Origin of the sequence: Flavobacterium sp., assembly GCF_029945805.1 — a bacterium.
GTDB lineage: Bacteria > Bacteroidota > Bacteroidia > Flavobacteriales > Flavobacteriaceae > Flavobacterium.
The window spans coordinates 1-22527 of sequence record NZ_JAQSDH010000026.1; the positions used below are offsets into that span (position 1 = coordinate 1).

Annotated in this window: 23 protein-coding genes; 19 read left to right on the top strand and 4 right to left on the bottom strand. The window is 33.2% G+C overall.

Annotated elements, in window-relative coordinates:
• From rpsR to PSU83_RS06575, 6 genes are all read left to right on the top strand, one after another.
• The coding region (gene rpsR, locus PSU83_RS06550; RefSeq protein WP_300588186.1) for a 30S ribosomal protein S18 at positions 1 to 101 on the top strand (101 nt) is incomplete at its 5' end.
• 62 nt (positions 102 to 163) lie between these two features.
• Entirely contained in the window at positions 164 to 604 is a 441-nt protein-coding gene (gene rplI / locus PSU83_RS06555) for a 50S ribosomal protein L9 (protein ID WP_300588115.1), read from the top strand.
• A gap of 200 nt (positions 605 to 804) precedes the next feature.
• Complete coding sequence (locus PSU83_RS06560) at positions 805 to 1278, top strand: DUF6495 family protein (protein ID WP_300588117.1); 474 nt, start codon at positions 805 to 807, stop codon at positions 1276 to 1278.
• A gap of 73 nt (positions 1279 to 1351) precedes the next feature.
• Positions 1352 to 3355, top strand: coding sequence for an NAD-dependent DNA ligase LigA (ligA, locus tag PSU83_RS06565; protein ID WP_300588119.1), 2004 nt, complete (start codon positions 1352 to 1354; stop codon positions 3353 to 3355).
• A 12-nt stretch (positions 3356 to 3367) separates the two neighbouring features.
• Positions 3368 to 4069, top strand: coding sequence for a hypothetical protein (locus PSU83_RS06570; protein WP_300588121.1), 702 nt, complete (start codon positions 3368 to 3370; stop codon positions 4067 to 4069).
• A 137-nt stretch (positions 4070 to 4206) separates the two neighbouring features.
• Complete coding sequence (locus PSU83_RS06575) at positions 4207 to 4899, top strand: lysoplasmalogenase family protein (RefSeq protein WP_300588123.1); 693 nt, start codon at positions 4207 to 4209, stop codon at positions 4897 to 4899.
• On the opposite strand, the gene PSU83_RS06580 is transcribed toward PSU83_RS06575, so the two are convergent.
• Together PSU83_RS06580 and PSU83_RS06585 are read right to left on the bottom strand one after the other, a co-directional pair.
• Positions 4876 to 5799, bottom strand: a complete 924-nt coding sequence (locus PSU83_RS06580) for a metallophosphatase (RefSeq protein WP_300588125.1) — start codon at positions 5797 to 5799, stop codon at positions 4876 to 4878. The genes PSU83_RS06575 and PSU83_RS06580 overlap by 24 nt on opposite strands.
• Before the next feature lie 4 nt (positions 5800 to 5803).
• On the bottom strand, positions 5804 to 6580 hold the full coding sequence (locus PSU83_RS06585; protein WP_300588127.1) for a 5'-nucleotidase: 777 nt from the start codon (positions 6578 to 6580) through the stop codon (positions 5804 to 5806).
• Positions 6581 to 6628: 48 nt separating this feature from the next.
• Between PSU83_RS06585 and PSU83_RS06590 the strand changes: the two genes are divergently transcribed.
• The 13 genes from PSU83_RS06590 (at position 6629) to PSU83_RS06650 (ending at position 21021) form a co-directional block, all read left to right on the top strand.
• Positions 6629 to 7147 (top strand): hypothetical protein, encoded by a 519-nt coding sequence (locus PSU83_RS06590; protein ID WP_300588129.1) that lies wholly within the window; start codon positions 6629 to 6631, stop codon positions 7145 to 7147.
• 1 nt (position 7148) lies between these two features.
• Positions 7149 to 8033 carry a 4-hydroxy-tetrahydrodipicolinate synthase gene (dapA, locus tag PSU83_RS06595; protein ID WP_300588131.1) on the top strand — a complete coding sequence of 295 codons (885 nt, stop codon included), beginning with the start codon at positions 7149 to 7151 and terminating at the stop codon, positions 8031 to 8033.
• Between the two features lie 121 nt (positions 8034 to 8154).
• A complete protein-coding gene (gene bamD, locus PSU83_RS06600) occupies positions 8155 to 8949 on the top strand; it encodes an outer membrane protein assembly factor BamD (protein ID WP_300588133.1) in 795 nt (264 codons plus the stop codon).
• A 7-nt stretch (positions 8950 to 8956) separates the two neighbouring features.
• Positions 8957 to 9277 carry a DNA-directed RNA polymerase subunit omega gene (locus PSU83_RS06605; protein ID WP_121313610.1) on the top strand — a complete coding sequence of 107 codons (321 nt, stop codon included), beginning with the start codon at positions 8957 to 8959 and terminating at the stop codon, positions 9275 to 9277.
• A gap of 5 nt (positions 9278 to 9282) precedes the next feature.
• Positions 9283 to 10500 carry a bifunctional phosphopantothenoylcysteine decarboxylase/phosphopantothenate--cysteine ligase CoaBC gene (coaBC, locus tag PSU83_RS06610; RefSeq protein ID WP_300588138.1) on the top strand — a complete coding sequence of 406 codons (1218 nt, stop codon included), beginning with the start codon at positions 9283 to 9285 and terminating at the stop codon, positions 10498 to 10500.
• Positions 10484 to 11371: a DUF4835 family protein gene (locus PSU83_RS06615; protein WP_300588140.1), complete on the top strand. Its 888-nt coding sequence runs from the start codon at positions 10484 to 10486 to the stop codon at positions 11369 to 11371. The genes coaBC and PSU83_RS06615 overlap by 17 nt, the downstream gene beginning before the upstream one ends.
• Positions 11372 to 11413: 42 nt before the next feature.
• Positions 11414 to 13066 carry a DNA repair protein RecN gene (gene recN / locus PSU83_RS06620; protein WP_300588142.1) on the top strand — a complete coding sequence of 551 codons (1653 nt, stop codon included), beginning with the start codon at positions 11414 to 11416 and terminating at the stop codon, positions 13064 to 13066.
• Between the two features lie 73 nt (positions 13067 to 13139).
• Positions 13140 to 14333 carry an enoyl-ACP reductase FabV gene (fabV, locus tag PSU83_RS06625; RefSeq protein ID WP_300588144.1) on the top strand — a complete coding sequence of 398 codons (1194 nt, stop codon included), beginning with the start codon at positions 13140 to 13142 and terminating at the stop codon, positions 14331 to 14333.
• A gap of 105 nt (positions 14334 to 14438) precedes the next feature.
• Complete coding sequence (locus tag PSU83_RS06630; protein WP_300588146.1) at positions 14439 to 16982, top strand: T9SS type A sorting domain-containing protein; 2544 nt, start codon at positions 14439 to 14441, stop codon at positions 16980 to 16982.
• 83 nt (positions 16983 to 17065) lie between these two features.
• Entirely contained in the window at positions 17066 to 18070 is a 1005-nt protein-coding gene (locus PSU83_RS06635; protein WP_300588148.1) for a glycosyltransferase, read from the top strand.
• Positions 18067 to 18651: a dephospho-CoA kinase gene (coaE, locus tag PSU83_RS06640; RefSeq protein ID WP_300588149.1), complete on the top strand. Its 585-nt coding sequence runs from the start codon at positions 18067 to 18069 to the stop codon at positions 18649 to 18651. The genes PSU83_RS06635 and coaE overlap by 4 nt, the downstream gene beginning before the upstream one ends.
• Positions 18652 to 18721: 70 nt before the next feature.
• Entirely contained in the window at positions 18722 to 20305 is a 1584-nt protein-coding gene (locus PSU83_RS06645; RefSeq protein ID WP_300588151.1) for a HAMP domain-containing sensor histidine kinase, read from the top strand.
• A gap of 14 nt (positions 20306 to 20319) precedes the next feature.
• Positions 20320 to 21021, top strand: coding sequence for a response regulator transcription factor (locus PSU83_RS06650; RefSeq protein ID WP_300588153.1), 702 nt, complete (start codon positions 20320 to 20322; stop codon positions 21019 to 21021).
• A gap of 139 nt (positions 21022 to 21160) precedes the next feature.
• Here the strand turns inward: PSU83_RS06650 and PSU83_RS06655 are convergent, their stop codons facing one another.
• Positions 21161 to 21901: an acyl-ACP thioesterase domain-containing protein gene (locus PSU83_RS06655; RefSeq protein WP_300588155.1), complete on the bottom strand. Its 741-nt coding sequence runs from the start codon at positions 21899 to 21901 to the stop codon at positions 21161 to 21163.
• Positions 21902 to 21912: 11 nt separating this feature from the next.
• Positions 21913 to 22527: a hypothetical protein gene (locus PSU83_RS06660; RefSeq protein ID WP_300588157.1), complete on the bottom strand. Its 615-nt coding sequence runs from the start codon at positions 22525 to 22527 to the stop codon at positions 21913 to 21915.

Genomic DNA, 22527 nt, shown 5'->3' on the forward strand with positions numbered 1-22527 from the left:
TAACTGGAACTTCATTGAAATACCAAAGAAAAGTGTCAGTAGCTGTAAAAAGAGCAAGACATTTAGCTTTAATGCCATACGTGGCCGATTTATTAAAATAATATAAACTCAGTTGTTGGTTTCTCGTCAAACAGAACCTAACTTCTCTAATAAGGACAACAACATGGAACTTATCTTAAAACAAGACGTTCAAAATTTAGGCTTTAAAGATGATTTAGTAAACGTGAAAAACGGATACGGTCGTAACTTTTTAATTCCACAAGGTCATGCTCAATTGGCAACTCCTTCTGCGAAAAAAGTTTTAGCTGAAAATTTAAAACAAAGAGCACATAAAGAAGCTAAAGTAGTAAACGATGCGCAAGCATTGGCTGAAAAACTTAAAGCTATTGAAATTAAAATCACCGCAAAAGCGGGTGGAGAAAAATTATTCGGTTCGATCTCAAACATTGATATTGCTGCGGCATTAGAAAAAGGGGGTCAAACTATTGATAGAAAATTCATCACTAGTGGCGTGGTAAAACGTACAGGTAAATACACTGCAAGTGTAAGACTTCACAGAGATGTGGTGGTTGAATTACCTTATGAAATTGTAGCTGAAGTTTAACATTTCGCTATAACACTATTAAATCCCGATTCGCGTCGGGATTTTTTTTTGAAGCTATTTCCCGCTTTCCACTATATCTTTTTTGTTTAGAAAAAAAACAAAAAAGGATGCCGTTGCAAATGCTATAGCATTCATCGAACTCCTTTAAAAATTATAAACAAAGTGAGGTAATCGGGGCTAAAAAATTAATATCATTACACGTGAAATACAAAAGATTAACAAAAGAGCAATTTGAAGAATTGCATACAGAATTTGCAAGTTTTCTAGCGACACAAGCTATTGACAAAGCCGAATGGGACAAAATAAAAATAGAAAAACCTGAAGTTGCCGAACAGGAACTCGATGTTTTCTCTGATTTAATTTGGGAAGGCGTTCTAACCAATGCTACTTATTTAGAACATTTTTCTAAAAACCATATTTTCCTATTTCATTGTCAAGAAAAATTAATTCAATCTATTGTATTGAAAGCGTTGGATTCCGAGGTTGATTTTATGCAAAAAGACGGATTACAATGGTTAAGCGATAATTTATTTACTGATACGGTTGAAATTCACTTAGGAAAAAAAGAATATCAAGAAGATCGAAATAAAGCTATTTTTGATTTAATTACAGAAGGTGCAATTTTAAGTGACGGTCAATTATATCTTCAAATTAACGGGATTATTCAATCCTAGTTCTTAATTATTTAAAAATATTTTGGCTATTTTAGTGCTTTATTTCTAATACTAAAATAGCCAATTTTTTTCTATGGATATTCAACAAACTATTCAGGATCTAAGGGACGAACTCAATCAGCACAATCACAATTATTATGTGCTTGATAGTCCTACAATTTCAGATTTTGAATTTGATCAAAAGTTAAAACAACTACAAGAGTTAGAAAAACAAAATCCGGAGTTCTTTGATGAAAATTCTCCAACAAAAAGAGTAGGCGGAACTATAACTAAAAATTTTACTACGGTTGTTCATGATTACCGAATGTATTCCTTGGACAATTCCTATTCTCCAGAAGATTTAATAGATTGGGAAAATCGAGTCCAAAAGGTTTTAGGAAATGTACCTGTTCAATTTACCTGTGAATTAAAATATGACGGCGCTTCCATTTCTATTACCTATGAAAAAGGAAAATTAAAGCGTGCCATAACCCGTGGCGACGGTTTTCAAGGCGATGACATTACTAATAATATCAAAACAATAAAGTCAATTCCGTTGCAACTCAAAGGAACTTATCCGGACAAATTTGATATTCGGGGAGAAATTATCCTTCCTTTTGCCGGTTTTGAAAAGATGAATCAGGAACTAATTGAAATAGGCGAAACGCCTTATTCAAATCCGAGAAATACAGCATCAGGAAGCTTAAAATTGCAAGACAGTTCTGAAGTTGCGAAGCGTCCGCTAGAATGTTTGCTTTATTTTATCGTAGGGAATAATTTAAATATTCCTACTCAATTGGATGGATTAGAAGCTGCTAGAAAATGGGGTTTTAAAGTTCCAAAGGAAGCTAAATTAGCCAATTCACTAGAAGAAGTTTTTGAATTTATAAATTATTGGGATATCCATAGACACAATTTACCTTACGAAACGGACGGTGTCGTAGTCAAAGTTAATGATTTTCATCAACAAGATGAATTAGGTTACACAGCTAAATCTCCGCGTTGGGCCATTGCTTATAAATTTAAAGCGGAACAAGTTTCTACTACTTTAAATTCGATTTCATATCAGGTTGGAAGAACCGGTTCGATAACACCAGTTGCAAATTTAAAACCAGTGCAATTGGCTGGAACTATTGTAAAACGTGCGTCATTGCATAATGCGGATCAAATTGAAAAATTAGATATTCGTGTTGGAGATACTGTTTTTGTAGAAAAAGGAGGCGAAATTATTCCCAAGATTATTGGAGTAGATTTTACTCAAAGAAACCCAGAATCTGAAAAGACAAAATACATTACACATTGTCCTGAATGCAATTATCAATTGGTTAGAGTAGCGGGAGAAGCCAATCATTATTGCCCGAATTTTTATGGTTGCCCGCCGCAAATCATTGGAAGAATCCAACATTATATTTCACGTAAAGCAATGGATATTGAAGGTCTTGGCGGAGAAACAGTAGCTTTATTATTCAATAATAATTTAGTTAAAGATTATTCGGATTTATATGAATTGACTGTGCAGCAAATATTGCCACTAGAAAGAATGGCTCAAAAGTCAGCTGAGAATTTAATTAATGGTGTGGAGAAATCTAAGGAAATTCCGTTTGAAAGAGTGCTGTATGCTCTAGGAATACGATATGTTGGTGAAACGGTAGCCAAAAAATTGGCTAAGCATTACAAAACTATTGATGCCATTCGAAATGCTTCTTTGATGGATTTGATATTAGTTGATGAAATAGGGGAGAAGATTGCTCAAAGTGTAATTGAGTTTTTTGTAAATCAGGAAAACGTAAAAATAATTCAACGCCTTAAAGAATTTGGAGTTCAATTGGAACTAGTCGAAAAATTCAATCCGGATGCGACTGATAAATTGGCTGGTAAAATCTTTGTAGTTTCGGGTGTTTTTGAAAAGTTCTCCCGTGATGATTTAAAAAAAGCTATTGAAGATAACGGAGGAAAAATAGGAAGTTCCATTTCTACAAAAACAGATTTTGTGGTTGCTGGGGATAATATGGGACCTGCAAAACTGGAAAAAGCTACGCAATTAAAAGTGAAAATTATTTCAGAGGATGAATTTATTTTACTTTTAAATAACAGCTAAAAAAATCAAAAAATGAAATTAGAAAAAGTTGTCTTTACTGTTTTAGTTCTACTTATTGGGACCTATTTTTCGGCACTATTTTTTCTTCCTGGAAATAAAGTAGTGTTTTATTTAAAGCCACTATTCGTTCCTCTTTTTTTAGTTTACGCCATTCTAAAAAATGGTTTTGTTTTTCCAAAACCCTATTTCTATTTTGTCTTGTTTTTCTATTTGGGACAAACGTTTATGCTGTTTTCTGATAATTCTGGTAGGGTTTTGCAGTTAGCTTTAGTTTTCTATGTTATGTTTTATTTTGCATTAATCAATTTATCATTGCCTCTAATTCGTGGTAAGCATTTTAAAACAGTATTCACGAAACTTACTACTTTTGTAATTTTATTGAATGCTTTCTTTTTGTTTCTTATTGTTTATATAATGTTTGAAACAGCGACGGATATTATCGTAAACTACATTGCAATTTTTAATGCAACGGCGGCATTGGCACTAATGATTTGCGCAGTGGTGTACTTAAGTAGTGAGACAGATAAAAAATCTTTCTTGTACTTTTGTGGAGCAATTACCCTGATATTATCTGATGTTTTTTCTGCTATTAATGTGTATTATATCAATGTCTTTACATTAAATATTTTAGAAATAATTTTGCATTTTGGCGGTTTTTATTTGATTTACCTTTTTGTGATTGAAAAAGGTAAACCAGATGAAATTGATTTTTAGTTTAAAATAAAATGCAATTCTTCATGTTAAAAATTATTACAGATTAAATAAGGCAGAAATTTACTAAGTTCGAAAAAAATACAGTAAATTTAGTGGTGTTTAGGAACGATAAACTTTAGGCTATTAAAATTGTAACGATGCAAAACAGACAAAACATAGTAAAGGCATTATCAATCTCTTATTTTGTAGTAGCTATTTTTGAAGTTATTGCCGAATTTTTCGCAAATAGGCCCATAATTTGTATTTTGAAGCCGATTATTCCTTTATTTTTAGTCGCAGTTTATTATATCGAATCAGATAAAAAAAACATATTATTTATAGTTTCATTGCTTTTATCGTTAATTACTAATATTCTGTTCATACCTAATACACCGCAATATTTATTTTATGCTGTTATTGTATTTACCATCTATCGTATCATTAGTATTTATATAATATTTTCATTGCAAAAAGTAATCGATTTTATCCCTATCGTAATTGCAACCGCCCCATTCTTGCTTATCTTTTTCTACTTGTTTATTGAAACAGCTGAAATACCTGAAAATAGTTTTTATATCATAGTTATTCAAAATATTTTGATGTCGCTTTTAGCCGGAATTGCATTGGCTAGCTATGTGATGAATGACAACAAACAAAATTCGATACTGTTGATTAGCGCCTTACTTTTTGTAATGCTTCAATTTGTGGTTTTTGTAGAAAAGTACTTTCTGAAGAATGAATTCGAAGAATTGTTCAGACCATTAGCAATGACTTTGAATTCGCTAGCTTTCTTTACGTTTTATAAGTACATTATTACGGCTGAAAAATCAAACAATAATGGATTTTCCTAATGCAATTTTTGAAGCATCGGTATCAAAATGAAAGTCAATTCGACCAAGGTTTATTCCGTAACATCCAACCTGATTTACCAAAACATCTTTTCCCGCAGCATTTTTTAAAACTGTAGGTATATCTAAGAAGGTATGCGTGTGACCGCCAATAATAAGGTCAATATCCTTAGTTAAAGTTGCCAAGGTAGTATCGCAGATTTTAGTTGGTTCGTCTTTGTATTTGTATCCAATATGGGAAAGACAAATTACTAAATCACATTTCTCTTGATGCTTTAAAGTTCGCGCCATATCCTGAGAAATTCCAACCGGATCATTATAAACCGTTTCTTTATAATTCTTTTTATCCACCAAACCCTCTAATCCAATGCCAAGTCCGAAGATACCAACTTTGATTCCGTCTTTGTGAAGTATTTTATACGGTTTAACATGACCATTCATTATAGTATTCTTGAAATCATAATTAGCCGAAACGAAGTCAAAAGTCGCATTGGGTAATTGCTTGTATAAACCTTCAATTCCGTTGTCAAAATCATGGTTTCCAATTGTAGCCACATCGTATTTCATCATGCTCATCAATTTGAATTCCAATTCGCCTCCGTAGTAATTAAAGTATGGTGTTCCCTGAAAAATATCTCCGGCATCCAATAATAAAACATTTGGATTTTCCTTTCGAATGGTTTCAATTAATGCTGCTCTCCTCGCAACGCCGCCCATATTAGGATTCTTCGGATGCGTTGGAGGAAAGGGATCGATGTAGCTGTGAACATCATTGGTATGAAGAACTGTGAGGTGTTTTGTTTGCTTTGTATCTAATGAATTAAAACTACATAGTGATAAGCCTCCAATTCCAAGCGCAGCAGAACTTAAAGCAGTATTCTGGATAAAATCTCTTCTTTTCATAGCTTTATTCTTTGGTAATTCTAATATCTTTATTAGCCGTAATCGTTTTGTTTTCCTTAAAATAATCAATGATAATATTTCTAAGTTTATATTCAAGGTCATATTGAGCAACTCCTTTTTTAAAGAAAAGCATATTGTCGCCACCATTGGATAAGTAATCAGAAGTTACAACATAATATATTTTGTTGCTATCTACCGGACTCCCTTTAACCAAAATATCTTTGGGTTGATTGTTTTTATCAATCGTAAATGTCAAGCCTTTTAATGGATGTGGTTTCTTTTCGGATAATATATAATTGACAATTTCAAGAATTTGTTCTCCCTTAAGTGCAATTACAATCGCAGTATTTTCAAAAGGCATAACTTCATAAGCAGTTCGAGCAGTAACGTTTCCTTTCGGGATAATACTTCGGATACCGCCATGATTTAATAAACAAATGTCAAGTGATTTTTTTTCACGCATGTAAAACACTTTGTCTGCTGTTTCAAAAGTAATATCAGCCAAGAAATTCCCCATTGATGTTTGCCATTGTCCAGATTTATCTAGCGTTTCTGGAGCATTTGCTAAAACCTTATTCAAATCTTCGTCAATTCGATCGCGATACGGTTTTATAAAACTTTCAAGTTCAGCAACTTCATAATTTTTATCCGTAATACCGATTTCTTTACCTTCAATTTTGGTTACAACGTATTTCTTTTCGGCACAGGAAATAACAGTAATAAATGTTAATAATAAAACAAAATGTTTCAATACAACGTTATAGTTTTTTAGTTTTACCATCGCTTTTGGCGCTAATTTTAGTAAGTTTGTAATTCAAGTAAAAGTAGTATGTTTTTAAATTACTTCAAGGATTTTTCAACAAAAAAAATTGTTAAGAATAGTTTATCCAATGTTAAACATTCATCTTCCGATAAAGTAATCAAAACTATTGGGATTATTTTTGACGAAAGTTATTTTTATGAAAAAGAAGCTTTGGTTACCGAATTAATTAAAAACGGAATTGAAGAAAACGACATTAAAATTTTAGTATTTAAAAATAAAATTAAAAAAAATGAAGTTTTTGATTACCCGGTTTTTAGCAATAAGGATTTAAGTTGGCGCGGAACAGTTGATCAGAAAGATGTTAAGGATTTTGTTTCAGAACCTTTTGATTTACTCATTAATTATTACGACACTGAAAAAATAGCCTTACTTTTAGTTTCCCATTTATCTAAAGCAAGTTTCAAAGTTGGGTTTGCATCTATTGACAAGCGATTGAATCATTTTATGATTGATACCAATGCGGAAAACTATAAGGTTTTTATGGATGAATTATTCAAATATTTAAAAATTCTAAACAAAATATAAAATGCAATCATTAATTGGAACTGGTGTTGCGCTTATTACACCCTTCAAAAAAGATTTTTCTGTAGATGTTGATGCGCTAAAAGCGATAGTCAATTTCCAGATTGATAACGGAATTGATTATTTGGTTGTCTTGGGAACCACTGCTGAGACCGCCACTTTAACAAAAGATGAAAAAGAATTAGTTATTAGCACGATTGTCGAAGCCAATAAAGGAAGATTACCATTAGTTTTGGGTGTGGGAAGTAACAACACCGCTGAAGTTGTAGCCGAATTGAAATCGAGAGATTTTAAAGATTTTGTGGCAATATTATCGGTCTCTCCTTATTACAACAAACCAACACAAGAAGGAATTTATCAACATTTCCAATCGATTGCAGAAGCATCACCAATACCAGTTATTTTATATAATGTTCCAGGAAGAACCGCCAGTAATATGTTGCCTTCAACCATTATACGATTGGCTACTGATTTCAAAAATATTGTAGCTGTAAAAGAAGCTGCCGGAGACCTAGTTCAAGCAATGAAATTAATCCAAGGCAAGCCCGAAGATTTTTTGGTAATTTCTGGAGATGACATGATTACGTTGCCCATGATTTTAGCTGGTGGATCAGGTGTTATTTCGGTAATTGCAGAAGGTTTTCCGAAACAATTCTCTGAAATGGTTCATCTGGGTTTGAACAAAAGAGTAGAGGAAGCCTATAAACTGCATTACTTTTTAGCAGATGCTATCGACATGATTTTTGAGCAAGGAAATCCTGCTGGAATAAAAGAAGTGTTTAAATCACTGGGTTTGTCGCAGAATACAGTTCGTTTGCCATTAGTAAATGCAGATGAAAATTTGGCAAAACGCCTGCATGATTTTACTAATAACAGCTCAAAAGTGTAGATTTTTTGAAGTCAAAAAAAATATTTTGTAATCTATAATTAATAACTAAATTTGTCCCGTGAATTCGGGGCTCTTTAAAAAACACGAAAAAGTGTTTAAAATCAGCTGAATTAAATAAAAAATGAAGAAATTTTTAGTCCTTTTTGCAGTAGTAGTATTTTTATCATCGTGCAGCGATTATCAAAAAGCTTTAAAATCGGAAGATACTGCTGTAAAGTTTGCTGCCAGTACAAAATTGTACGATGCCAAAAAATACGGTAAAGCTATTCGTCTTTTTGAACAAATAGCGCCAGCTTACAAAGGAAAACCGTCCGCTGAAAAGATGTTTTACATGTATGCACAGTCGCTTTACAAAACAAAACAGTATTATTTAGCAGGTTATCAGTTTGAAAGTTTTGTAGCAAGCTATCCAAAGAGTGAAAAGATTGAAGAAGCTTCATTTCTAGGGGCTAAGTGTTTCACGTTTCTTTCTCCTGTTTATAGCTTAGATCAAACGGATACAAACAAGGCAATTGATAAACTTCAGAACTATATTGATTCGTATCCAGAAGGACAGAACATAGCAGAAGCCAACAACTTAGTTAAAAACCTAAGAGAAAAATTAGAGAAGAAAGCTTTTGAGAATGCTAAAATTTACAATAACATTTCTGATTATAAAGCATCAATGGTTGCTTTTGATAATTTTATGATTAATTATCCAGGAACGATCTATAAAGAGCAGGCATTATATTATAAATTTAATTCTGCTTATTTATTAGCAATTAATAGTATTCCTGCTAAAATGGAAGAACGACTGCAAAATGCAAAATTGCTGTATGGTACTTTTATTAAATTTAAAGCAGATAGTGAATACAAAGCAAAAGCTGACGAAATGTTAGCTCGAATTGAAAACGATTTAAAACAATTTTCTAAATAAAAAAGTCATGGATTTAAAGAAGACGAATGCACCAGTAAACACAATTACCTACAATAAAACGGTAATTGAAGAGCGTACTGGCAATGTTTACGAGGCGATAACAATAATGGCTAAAAGAGCAAACCAAATCAATTCAGAAATTAAAAAAGAATTAACTGAAAAATTAGAAGAGTTTGCAACTTACAATGATAGTCTTGAGGAAATCTTTGAAAACAAAGAACAAATCGAAGTTTCTAAATACTACGAAAAATTACCAAAACCGCATGCATTAGCTGTTCAAGAATGGCTTGATGACAAAATTTACTACAGAGATACTACAAAAGACTAATAGCGATGTCTGTTTTAAGCGGTAAAAAAATAGTTCTCGGTGTTTCTGGAGGAATTGCCGCATACAAGACAGCAACATTAGTTCGGTTATTTATAAAAGCAGGTGCACATGTCCAAGTGATAATGACACCTGCTTCTAAGGATTTTGTAACGCCGTTAACTTTATCTACACTTTCAAAAAATCCAGTTTATTCGACTTTTTATAATGAAGAAGACGAGAATGCGCAATGGAACAATCATGTTGAATTAGGACTTTGGGCCGATTTGATGGTTATTGCTCCAGCAACAGCCAATACATTGTCTAAAATGGCCAATGGAAACTGCGATAATCTTTTGATTGCAACCTATTTATCTGCTAAATGTCCAGTGTATTTTGCTCCGGCAATGGATTTGGATATGTACAAACATCCTTCAACTATTTCTAGTTTTGCACTTTTGAAAGAATTTGGGAACATCATGATTCCAGCTGAAAGTGGTGAACTCGCCAGCGGATTATCTGGTGAAGGAAGAATGGCTGAACCTGAAAATATTATTACTTTCGTAGAGAGAGATTTAGAAAGCAAGTTGCCATTAGAAGGAAAAAAAATACTGATTACTGCAGGTCCAACCTACGAAGCAATCGATCCAGTTCGTTTTATTGGAAATCATTCTTCTGGTAAAATGGGATTTGACATTGCTATTGCAGCAGCAAATCTTGGTGCAGCAGTAACGTTAGTTTCTGGTCCAACTCACTTAACAGTTGCTAATTCTGATATTAATTTGATTAGAGTTACATCTGCAAAAGAAATGTATGATGCCTGTCATGAGTTTTTTGATGCAACCGATGTGGCAATTTGTGCAGCAGCAGTAGCGGATTATAAACCAAAATTTCAAGCGCTTCAAAAAATAAAAAAGAAGGAAGATGAGTTTACAATTGAACTGGAAAAAACTCTAGATATACTGGCTTCATTAGGTGAAATAAAACAAAAACAATTATTGATTGGCTTTGCATTGGAAACCGAAAATGAAATTGAAAATGCGAAGCTGAAAATTCAGAAAAAAAACTTAGATTTGATAGTTTTAAATTCACTGCAAGATGAAGGTGCTGGTTTTGGGAAACCAACCAATAAAATCACCTTTATTGATTCTAATTTTAAAATTGAGCCCATGGATTTAAAATCAAAAGAATTGGTCGCAGTCGATATTATGAATAAAGTAATTTCTCATTATGAAAAAAATAGCTAGTTTTTTATTACTGCTTTTTATTGGAGTTGCACAGGCGCAACAATTGAATTGTTCCATCCAAATCAATTCAGATAAAGTGGCTAGTACAAACAATCAAATTTTTAAAAATTTAAAAAATTCAATAACTGATTTTGTCAATAAAACAGATTGGACAGGAGAAGTTTATGAACAAAATGAAAAAATTGATTGTTCGATGGTTATTATCATCAATAGCTATGACTCTAATACGTTTACTGCTAGCATACAAGTGCAATCAACAAGACCAATTTTTAACTCTACTTATGCTTCGCCGGTTTTCAATTATATGGATAACGATTTCAGTTTCCGATATATCGAATTTGAATTACTACAATTTAATCCTCAGAACTTTGATTCGAATTTAGTTTCGGTTTTGTCTTTTTATAGTTATATGATTCTTGGATTTGATGCAGATACTTACTCGTTATTGGGCGGAAATAAACATTATGAAGTCGCACAACAAATAGCTAGTGTCGCACAACAAGGCGGTTACAAAGGATGGAGTCAAACCGATGGAAATCAGAATAAATATTTCTTAGTCAATGATGTTTTATCTGGAACATTTGATGCTTACAGAGAAACAATGTATCAATACCACAGGGAAGGGCTAGATAATATGAGTACTGACGTTAAAAGTTCAAAAGAGAAAGTTGTTGCATCAATTAATGCACTTTCAGCCATTTACAAGGTTCGGCCTAATGCTTTTTTAACGCGCGTATTTTTTGACGCCAAAGTAGATGAAATAGTGTCAATTTTGTCTGGCGGCCCTAAAATTACCTTGACAGAGACAATTGATACTCTAAATAGAATGTCGCCACTCAACACAAGTAAATGGTCAGCAATTAGGTTATAAGTAGTATATTTACTTTTTAAATCTTACATTCATTTTCTGAACATGATTACAACGCTTTCCATTGAAAATTTTGCACTGATAGAAAAATTAAATATTGATTTTTCCAATGGATTTTCAATTATAACGGGAGAAACTGGAGCTGGAAAATCTATACTTCTTGGTGCTTTAGGTTTGGTTTTAGGAAAACGTGCCGATTTATCTTCCCTTAAAAATAAAGAGGAAAAGTGCATAGTTGAAGCTAATTTTGCAATTGGTAAATACAAACTTAAATCGTTCTTCGAAAGTCATGATTTGGATTATGAAGAGGAAACGATCATTCGAAGAGAGATTCTTCCCTCTGGAAAATCGCGAGCATTTATAAATGATAGTCCAGTAAATCTGCAACAACTGCAAGAGTTAAGTTTTTACTTGATAGATGTTCATTCGCAACATCAAACTTTAGAACTTTCTGAAGAAGAATATCAGTTTAAAATTTTGGATTCGATTGCTACTAACCAAGATTTGCTTTTAGAATTCCAATCGCTATTAAAATTATACCGTTTGTCTAAATCAACGCTACAAACTAAAAAAGCTACTCTTTCAGAACTAGTAAAAGAGAAAGATTACAACGAATTTTTATACCAAGAATTAGAGTCGGCAAATTTGAAAGCGGGAGAATTAGAAGATTTAGAACAACAGTATCAATCGCTAAATAATGTAGAATTCATAAAAGAAAATCTTGACACACTATTATCCATTGGTAGCGAAGACGAATTTGGGATTTTAAAAAACTTAAAAGAATTTAAAGTTTTACTTCAGAAGAATGCCAGTTTTTCCGCTGAATTTCAATCCATTTCAGAAAGAGCTACTAGTATTTTGATTGAATTTGATGATATTATAAAAGAGCTGAACCGCGAATCGGAATTGGTTTTTAATGATCCTGAAAAATTAGATACAATCAATCAAAAATTGCAGTTGCTCTACAATCTTCAGAAAAAACACAATGTTTTGACCGTTGAAGAACTGATAGATATTCAATATACCTTAGAAAATAAAGTAGTTTCATTATCTACCTTAGAAGATGAAATTGGAAATCTGGAAAACACCATTAAAGATCACGAAGTCAATATGGATGGTATTGCAGCAAAAATCAGTAAAAGTAGGAGTGATTCTATTCCAAAATTATCTGAAAAACTTATTGCTATATTGAATTTGTTAGGGATGCCAAATGTTCGCTTTAAAATTGAACTTGAACCATCATCTACTTATCAAAACAATGGAAAGGACAATCTGCAATTTCTGTTTTCTGCTAATAAAGGAACTGATTTTGGTCTGCTAAAGAAAGTTGCTTCCGGCGGAGAAATGTCGAGAATAATGCTAGCTGTGAAATCCATTTTAGCACAATATTCGAAACTTCCAACAATCATTTTTGATGAAATAGACACTGGCGTTTCGGGAGAAATTGCTAATAAAATGGGTGAGATTATGCGTGATATGAGCAAAACAATGCAAGTTTTTGCCATAACGCATCTTCCGCAGATCGCAGCTAAAGGAAGCAATCATTATAAAGTATTTAAAAAAGTAGTAGGAGAAAATACGGTTTCGGAGCTTGAATTATTAAATAGTGAGGAGAGAATAATTGAAATTGCGGAAATGCTGTCAGGAAAAGACATTTCCGATTCAGCACTTAATCATGCAAAAGCTTTATTGAATTAAAATCTGAATTAGTACTTTTGCACTTTCTACTTGTCGGCAGACAGGCAATAAAACTAATCTAAAAAAAAAACATATGATTATTGAACCAAGAATGCGAGGATTTATTTGTTTGACTGCACATCCGGAAGGTTGCGCTCAAAATATTAAAAATCAAATTGAATATGTAAAATCAAAAGGTCATATTGAAGGCGCAAAAAAAGTATTAGTAATTGGAGCCTCAACCGGATTTGGTATGGCGTCAAGAATCACAAGTGCTTTTGGTTCAGATGCTGGTACTATTGGAGTTTTCTTTGAAAAGCCACCATCAGAAGGAAAAACTGCAACACCGGGTTGGTACAATACTGCTGCTTTTGAAACGAAAGCTCATGCTTCTGGACTGTATGCTAAAAGTATAAATGGTGATGCGTTTTCAAATGAAATTAAGCAACAAACTATTGATTTAATCAAAGCTGATTTGGGTCAGATTGATATGGTTATTTATAGTTTGGCTTCACCTGTTCGTATGCATCCAACTACTGGAATTTTGCATCGTTCCGTTTTAAAACCTATTGGACAAACATTTACAAACAAAACTGTTGATTTTCATACTGGAATTGTATCTGAGGTTAGTATTGAACCGGCAACTCAAGAAGATATCGATAATACTGTTGTGGTAATGGGCGGCGAAGATTGGGCAATGTGGATGGATGCCTTAAATGATGCTGGAGTTTTGGCTGATGGAGCTACAACAATTGCTTATTCGTATATCGGACCCGAAGTTACCGAAGCAGTATACAGAAAAGGAACTATTGGATGCGCTAAAGACGACTTAGAAGCCACGGCATTTAAGATCACAGATCGTTTAAAATCACTAAACGGAAAAGCGTACGTTTCTGTCAATAAAGCATTGGTAACACAAGCTAGTTCTGCTATACCTGTGATTCCATTATACATTTCGTTATTATACAAAACAATGAAAGCGGAAGGAGTTCACGAAGGTTGCATAGAGCAAATCCAAAGACTTTTTGAAAAACGACTTTACGCTAGTGATGAAGTTCCTGTCGATGAAAAAGGACGAATTAGAATTGATGATTGGGAAATGCGCGAAGATATACAACAAAAAATAAAGACCTTATGGGAAAAAGCAACTTCAGAAAATTTGATAGAAATTGGAGATTTGGCAGGATATAAGCAAGATTTTTTAAATCTTTTTGGTTTTGGTTTCGACGGAATTGATTACAAAGCTGAATCGAATGAGCTGACATTAATTGATAGTATAAAAAATTAGGAATCTCCTATTTGTTTATATTATTATTTTAAAACTCACAATTTATTTGTGAGTTTTTTTATTTATATGTACTTTTATAGCTATTAACTTTTTAAAACAAACTTCATGAAAAAAATTACATTACTACTGACTTTGTTGGTCAGTTTTGCAGGATTTGCACAATTTCCTGCACCCTATTGCGGACCTATGACGTTCACAACCGGAGTTGAACCAATTACTTCTGTAAATTTTGCAGGAATTGTCAATACCAGTTCTGCAGTAGTGGGAGTAGATAATGGTACAACACGTATTGCACACGAGGACTACACTGCTATAGTAGGAAATGTCAACGCAGGTAGTACCTATCCAATCACTTTAAAAGGAAATACAGATGGAGCTTTTACAACCAATTTAAGAGTTTATGTAGATTGGAATCAAAATAATGATTTCACAGATGCAGGTGAATCTTATGATGTTGGCACAATAGTAAACTCTACGGGTGTTGACGCTGTTCAGTTAGTTGGAAATATTGTAGTTCCTGCAAATGCGTTGGCAGGAAATACACGAATGAGAGTTATTAAGAGGTTTAACGGATATGGAACTTCTTGCCAAGTTGGATCAGGTTATGGTCAGGCGGAAGATTATACTGTAACCGTTGCAATTCCAAGTTGTCCTGCACCTTTTGCAAGTCTTAGCAATGTTACTTCGTCTACTACTGCAAATTTATCTTGGACCTCTGGTGGTGCTTCTAATGCAGAAATTGTTGTACAATTAGCAGGAGCGGGTTTACCAGCATTAACGAATGATACGGGTGTAAATGTAACTGGTACTTCGTATGCTGCTACTTTGTTATTACCTCAAACAGCTTACGAGTTTTATGTAAGAGATGAATGTGTTTTAAATTCAGGATTTAGTACTTGGTCAGGACCATTTGTATTTAATACGACTCAAATACCTGGTTGTGCTACTAATTTGACTCCACTCGATGGTGCTGTCGGTGTCGCTCCTGGAACCGTTACTTTTTCATGGAATGCTCCTACAACTGGTGATGCACCTTTATCTTATGATTTATTCTATGGTTTGACGCCGGGAAATGCAACGATTTTAGTTGGGAACTTTACAACTTTAACAACGCCAATAACTATTACAGGATTCAACACCACTTTTTACTGGAAAATTGTGCCAAAAAATGTAGGTGGAAGTGCAACAGGTTGTCCTGAATGGAGTTTTACGACAGGTGCGTCTCCTGGATATTGCTTGACATCACCTGGTGGACAATGGCCAACAACGACATACACACCTGTAACTTGTGATGGTATAGTTTCTAATTCAATTACAGCCAACGGATATGCCGGAGAATATTCTGTAGTTACTGTTACTTCTGGGCAAACATATACTTTCACAAGCTCTGTACCAACTGATTTAATTACGATTAGTACTGACGCAGGTGTAACAGCTGCTGCTTTTGGTACAACTCCAGTAACATGGGTATCTACAATTGATGGAACAATAAGATTTTATAATCATACTAATGACCAATGCGGTACGGAGTCTGTTAACAGAACCAGAAGTGTAATCTGTGGTATTCCATCCACTGATGCGCCTGATTATGTAAATTTACAATTTCCTGCAAATGCTACAATTAATAGAGGTGGAAGTGCAACTGTTTATGGTAGAGTCTATGAGGCTGGTTTAACTGATATAACTTCGGGACAAGCTCCTGGAATTACGGCATGGGTTGGCATTAGTCCAGTTGGTTCTAATACAAATCCAAATACTTGGACAAACTGGATACCTGCCACTTTTAATGTAGAAATTGCACCATCAAATAATGACGATGAGTATCAAGCTACAATTGGAGCTACTTTAACACCTGGTACCTATTATTATGCAACAAGATTTCAATTAAACAATGGTGCATTTGTTTATGGAGGTTACAGTCCTGCTCCAGGCGGAAGTTTCTGGGATGGAACAACTTATATCAGTGGAATTTTAACGGTAAATCCATCAGTTCCTGTTACTCCTAACTGTGATCTTGCTTCAAGTGTGCCAGATCCTTCTCTTGGAGGAAGTGTATGGGATAGACCTTTAGCTAATGGAACGGGTACTCCTGCTATTGGTATTGGAGTTTCGTACCATGTTTATGGGCCATTTAATGTTGATACAGCTGGATCATACACTTTTACCAGTACACAAGATTATGATGGTTTTATATTTGTTTATCAAAATTCATTTGATCCAAACAGCCCATCAGTTAATTATCTTGCAGGAAACGATGATTCAGGACCAGGTTCTGTAATTACAACAAATTTAGCAACTGCTACAAACTATTATTTTGTAACAACTTCCTATTCTCCTACAGCATTCGGAGCTTTTACAACAACTATTACTGGAGTTGGTACTGCAACTTGCGGGACATTAGCGGTTCCAGGATTTAATGACACTAACTTTTCATACTATCCTAACCCAGTAAAAAACAGTTTGAATTTATCTTACAATCAAGAAATTTCAAATGTGGATGTATTTAATTTATTAGGACAAAAAGTTATTGCTACCAAATTAAATGCTAATTCTGGTCAAATAGACATGTCAAGCTTACCTAAGGGAACTTACATGGTTAAAGTAACTTCTAATAATCAAGTAAAAACTATTAAAGTTATCAAACAATAATAATTAAATAATTGTTTATCTAAAAGCCACCTATTTTTTAGGTGGTTTTTTTTTGCCTACTTATCTTTGTTAAAATTTAGTATATGTATTTCTCAATTATTATTCCTGTTTATAATCGACCAGATGAAATTAGTGAGCTTTTAGAAAGTTTAGTAAATTCTGATTATGATAAAGAATATGAAATTGTAATCATTGAAGATGGTTCATCAATCACGAGCGAAAATGAATGTAAAAGATTTAAAAACAAATTAAATATTTCCTATTATTTTAAAGAGAATTCTGGTCCTGGTGATTCTCGGAATTTTGGAATGAAAGTTGCCAAAGGTGATTATTACGTCATTTTTGATTCAGATTGCATCATACCTAGACAGTATTTATCTGAAGTAGAAAAAGAATTGACGACTACTTATGTCGATTGTTTTGGCGGGTCTGATGCTGCGTTAGAATCATTTTCAGATGTTCAAAAAGCAATCAATTTTGCCATGACCTCTTTTCTGACGACAGGAGGAATTCGTGGCGGTTCCGAAAAATTAAATAAGTTTCAACCTCGAAGTTTCAATATGGGTATTTCAAAAAAAGCATTTGAAGAATCCAAAGGATTTGGAAATATTCATCCCGGAGAAGATCCTGACTTAAGTATAAGGCTATGGAAAATGGGTTATGAAACTCGACTTTTTCCAAAAGCATTTGTGTATCACAAACGAAGAATCGACTGGGATAAATTCTCAATGCAGGTTACTAAATTTGGTAAAGCCCGACCAATATTAAATAGCTGGTATCCAGAATACAGTAAATTGACATTCTTCTTTCCGACATTTTTTATAATCGGAATTTATTTTTCAATTATCTTTTTGGCATTTGGTTATTCTTTTCTAGTACTATGTTATCTCCTTTATTTTATATTAATTTTGATAACAGCAAGCCTTCAAAATAAAAGTATTAAAATAGGTATGCTTTCAGTTCTCGCAGTTTTTAAACAATTCGTCGGCTATGGTTCTGGCTTTTTGAATTCCTATGTAAAGGTCAAATTGCTAAAGCAAAAACCCGAAGAGGCATTTCCTGAATTATTCTTTAAAGTAAAACCATGAGCAAGATAATTGGCTTAACAGGCGGTATAGGAAGCGGCAAGACATTGATTGCAAATTATATCAAATCATTGGGTATTCCTGTGTATATAGCGGATGATGAAGCCCGAAAATTGATGGATACCAGTGAAGTGATTCAGGCGATTAGTAAGGAGTTCGGGAGTCAAATTATAACTAACGGAAAACTGAATCGCCAAGAATTAGCGAAAGTCGTTTTTGACAATCCCGAAAAACTTCAAAATTTGAATACCATAGTTCATCCTCATGTTAAAAAACATTTCAGTAGTTGGGTTGAAAATCATAAAGAACATCCTCTATTGGTAAAAGAGGCCGCTATTCTCTTTGAATCTGGAGGCTATAAAGAGTGTGATATTGTAATTACTGTATCAGCGCCAATAGAAACTCGACTTCAACGAGTAATAGCGCGCGATAAAACAGACAAAGAATCTGTTTTAAAAAGAATGCAAAACCAATGGACTGATGAACAAAAAATTGCAAAGAGCGATTATGTAATTCATAATCTGTCGGTTGAAGACACCAAAAAGCAAGTGGATAAAATTATTGATTTATTGAAAAATCAATAATTTATACTCAAGATGTTAATGTTTGGTTAATGTATTTATTGTATAAATGTTAAAATGTTAAATTTGTATAATGAATAAATTGTTTTTTCGCTTACTTGTCATCTTAATGAGTTTATCCTTGATAGGCATAATTCTTGTTCAGGTATATTGGTTTGATAAATCATTTGAAAACAATGAAGAACAATTCAAGTATCACGTAAAACAAGTTCTCGGCAACGTTTCAGATAAATTGCAAAAGCAAGAGGAGTATTCCTATTATGAAATGTACAATCACCTGAAAGACAGCATTGGAAAAGTTCCACAAAAAAGTGATTTTTTAGAATTTGGTTATTATCAAAGAGACTCTAGAACGAACGAAACAATAATTTATTCAAATAGCATAATATCGGAAGATTACGGAATTCCGGCTTCGTTCTTTGATAAAAAATTAGATAGCGTTAAAAAACTCAAAAATTATTCTTCAAAAAGAAAAACGGAGATTTACAACGACAACATCGATAATTCTAGTATAAAACAAACCGTTACTCCGGATATAAAAATTGAAAAATCAGGACGTTTAGATATATTAGACAATGCTCAATATGAAATTCAATATAAAGATATAGCTTCACTCAAACCAATTCAGGAAAGGGTTTCAAATGAAATGATGCTGAAGTTACTTTCTGAACAGCTTAAGGAGTACGGTGTTAAAACACCATTCGAATTTAATGTATACAGTAACGGTTTGGCAACCAAAATAAAATCGGAAAACTTTAAATACGAAAAGCAATCTACTTATTCTATTCCGATTTTCATTGATAACGATGGTACTAATAAATATCAACTATTAGTGACATTTCCGCAAAAGAAGAAGTTTTTGTTTTCTGAATTAATTGGGATTTGCATACTATCAATTATTTTTACGCTTATAATAATTATTGCTTATTCCAGTGCTTTAAATCAATTAATCAAACAACGCCAGATTTCTGAAATCAAAACCGATTTCATTAATAACATGACGCATGAATTTAAAACACCTATTGCCACAATAAATTTAGCTTTAGATGCTATTAAGAATCCAAAAGTCATTGATGACAAAGAAAAAGTACTTCGGTACCTGCAGATGATTAAAGATGAAAATAAGCGAATGCATGCGCAGGTAGAGAATGTGTTGCGTATTTCAAAACTCGAGAAGAAAGAGTTGGATATTGAGAAAGATTCGAACAATATTCATGATATAATTGAAGATGCCATTGAGCATGTAAATTTGATTGTAGAAGATCGAAACGGAACAATTACAACGCATTTAGATGCTAATAGAACCTCGGTTTTGTTGAATGATGTTCACTTTACCAACGTAATTGTTAACATTTTAGATAATGCGATTAAGTATTCTCCTGAAGAACCAAAAATTGATATACGGACAGAAAATGTCAAGGATTTTATTATTATAAAAATAAAAGACCAGGGTTCTGGAATGTCGAAAACGGCTCAAAAAAGAATATTCGAAAAGTTTTACCGCGAGCATACGGGCGATATACATAACGTTAAGGGCCACGGATTAGGATTGGCTTATGTAAAAAGAATAGTCGACGACCACAACGGTGAGGTTTTTGTCGAAAGTGAAAAAGGAAAAGGAAGCACATTTATAATTAAAGTCCCACTCATAAATTAAAAAATAAAAATACTATGGAAAGCAACAAAAAAATTCTTCTAGTGGAAGACGATCAGAACTTCGGAATAGTGCTGAGAGAATTCCTTACATTAAATGATTTTGATGTAACATTAGCTAAAAATGGAATGGAAGGTTTCGAAAAGTTCAAAAAAGACAATTTCGATTTGTGTATTTTAGACGTGATGATGCCTTATAAAGATGGATACACTTTGGCTAAAGAAATTAGAGAAAAGAATAAAGACGTGCCGTTGATTTTCTTAACTGCCAAATCAATGAAAGAAGATGTTTTAAAAGGATACAAAGTTGGTGCAGATGATTACTTAAATAAACCATTTGACTCTGATGTATTGCTGATGAAAGTAAAAGCAATCATACAGAGAAAGGCGGCTGAGAACAAAAACGAACCGGCCAAATTTGAATTCCAAATTGGGAAATTCCTTTTAAATTCAAAGCTGCGTTATTTGAAATTTGATGAAAACGAGCCTACAAAATTATCGCCTAAAGAGTCAGAATTGTTAAAAATGATGGCGATTTATGAAAATGATTTGATGCCAAGAGAGTTAGCATTGACCAAAATTTGGAGAGAAGATAATTACTTCACCTCAAGAAGTATGGATGTTTACATCGCTAAATTACGTAAGTATCTTAAAGAGGATCCAAACGTAGAAATTTTAAACATTCACGGCGAAGGATTCAGGTTAGTTGTTAAAAAATAAGCACTTTGGCTTCAGGAAACTGGGGCCATTTTTTTTTAGAAGCTAATCCGGCTTTACGTTACAATCTGTCATTGCAAGCTTGCGTAGCAATCTCACAACAACAGGATTTTCACTGCAATCCGGGCTAGGGCAGTGGTGTTTATTTCAAATTTAGTTGTAAAGCAAAACAAATCTTATCATTTGAATTTACCGTAAAAGTCGTTTTAGTATCAGCATTGCTTTTCGCAATGGAAACCGTTTCGTTCAGAGAGACTTCTTTTAAATAATTCATTTCAAAACTTTGAATCGACCGATTAAGAAGTAATTTTGGTTCAAAATAATCCAAACACCATTCTAAATATTTGGCACTATTGGCGTGATTCACAATATCCAAATCAGAAAGAAGAATCTTTTTCTCAGCTACAGCTGTTCTAGTTAGAGAAGTATCTATTTTTGAAAATGAAACAGCTGTTGCCTTATCGTTTGGATATTTTTCAAAATGTACGTGTGCTAAGGCTAAATTTTCCGGACGACGGGTTTGTGTATTGAATACAGCCCAAAATGTTTCGCAACCTATAATCTTTTCATCCCCAATATATACTTCTAAACAGCGAATGGAACGCGAATTTTCAAGCGAATTAATCCAAGTTTTTACGGTTATACTATCGCGCCATTTTGGCAAACGCTTTACTTCAACACGCATTCTACTCAAAACCCAAGCTTGATGATTGACTTGCATATCCGAAAAACTGATTCCACCTAGTTCGGCATGAACGCCAGCCGTTAGCTGAAGAATATTACACAAATCAGTATATTTCAAATACCCATTAGGATAACATTGCAGAAAATTAATTTCCCAATCTTTGGTCAGAATCGAGGAGAATTCTTTTGAAATTGGCATGATACTATTTATTACTTGAATTTGTATACTATTGCAGTTTGAATCTGATTCGACTTGCCATAAAAATATTGGAGGGATTCAACTGTATTTACATCATAATTATTTAAAATATAATTTACTTTTAAACAAATAGCATTGTTTTTACTGAAGTTAAAGTTGAAAGCAGTACCAATTCTAAATTCTGTTCCATCTTGTTTACCACGTCTTTTACCGCTTTTCTTGATTACTAATTCCGAAGAACCAAAACCAATTATTGGAGATAAAGATAATTTATTTAGTACCTTTTGTTCAAATGACAAAAATACATAATAGGAATTGTGTTTAGATGTATCATAATCACCAACTATTTCAATATTTTCGACGGTATAATTGTTCATATCGGATCCAATTCCAAAATTATATTTTTTAAAATTCACTAAACCTAATTCGGCCGAAATTCCAATATTTGGCGAATGAGCTTCGGCTAAAACAGTTTTGCCCAACTGAAAAGGATAATTGATACCAAAAGAAAAATAGCATATAAAGTCTACTTTAGATTCTTTTTTTTTGACTGTCTGTTTTTGACAATAACCATTCGTTAAACAACAACAAAAAAGCATCAAGTGAAGAAATTTTGAAACTTTCAT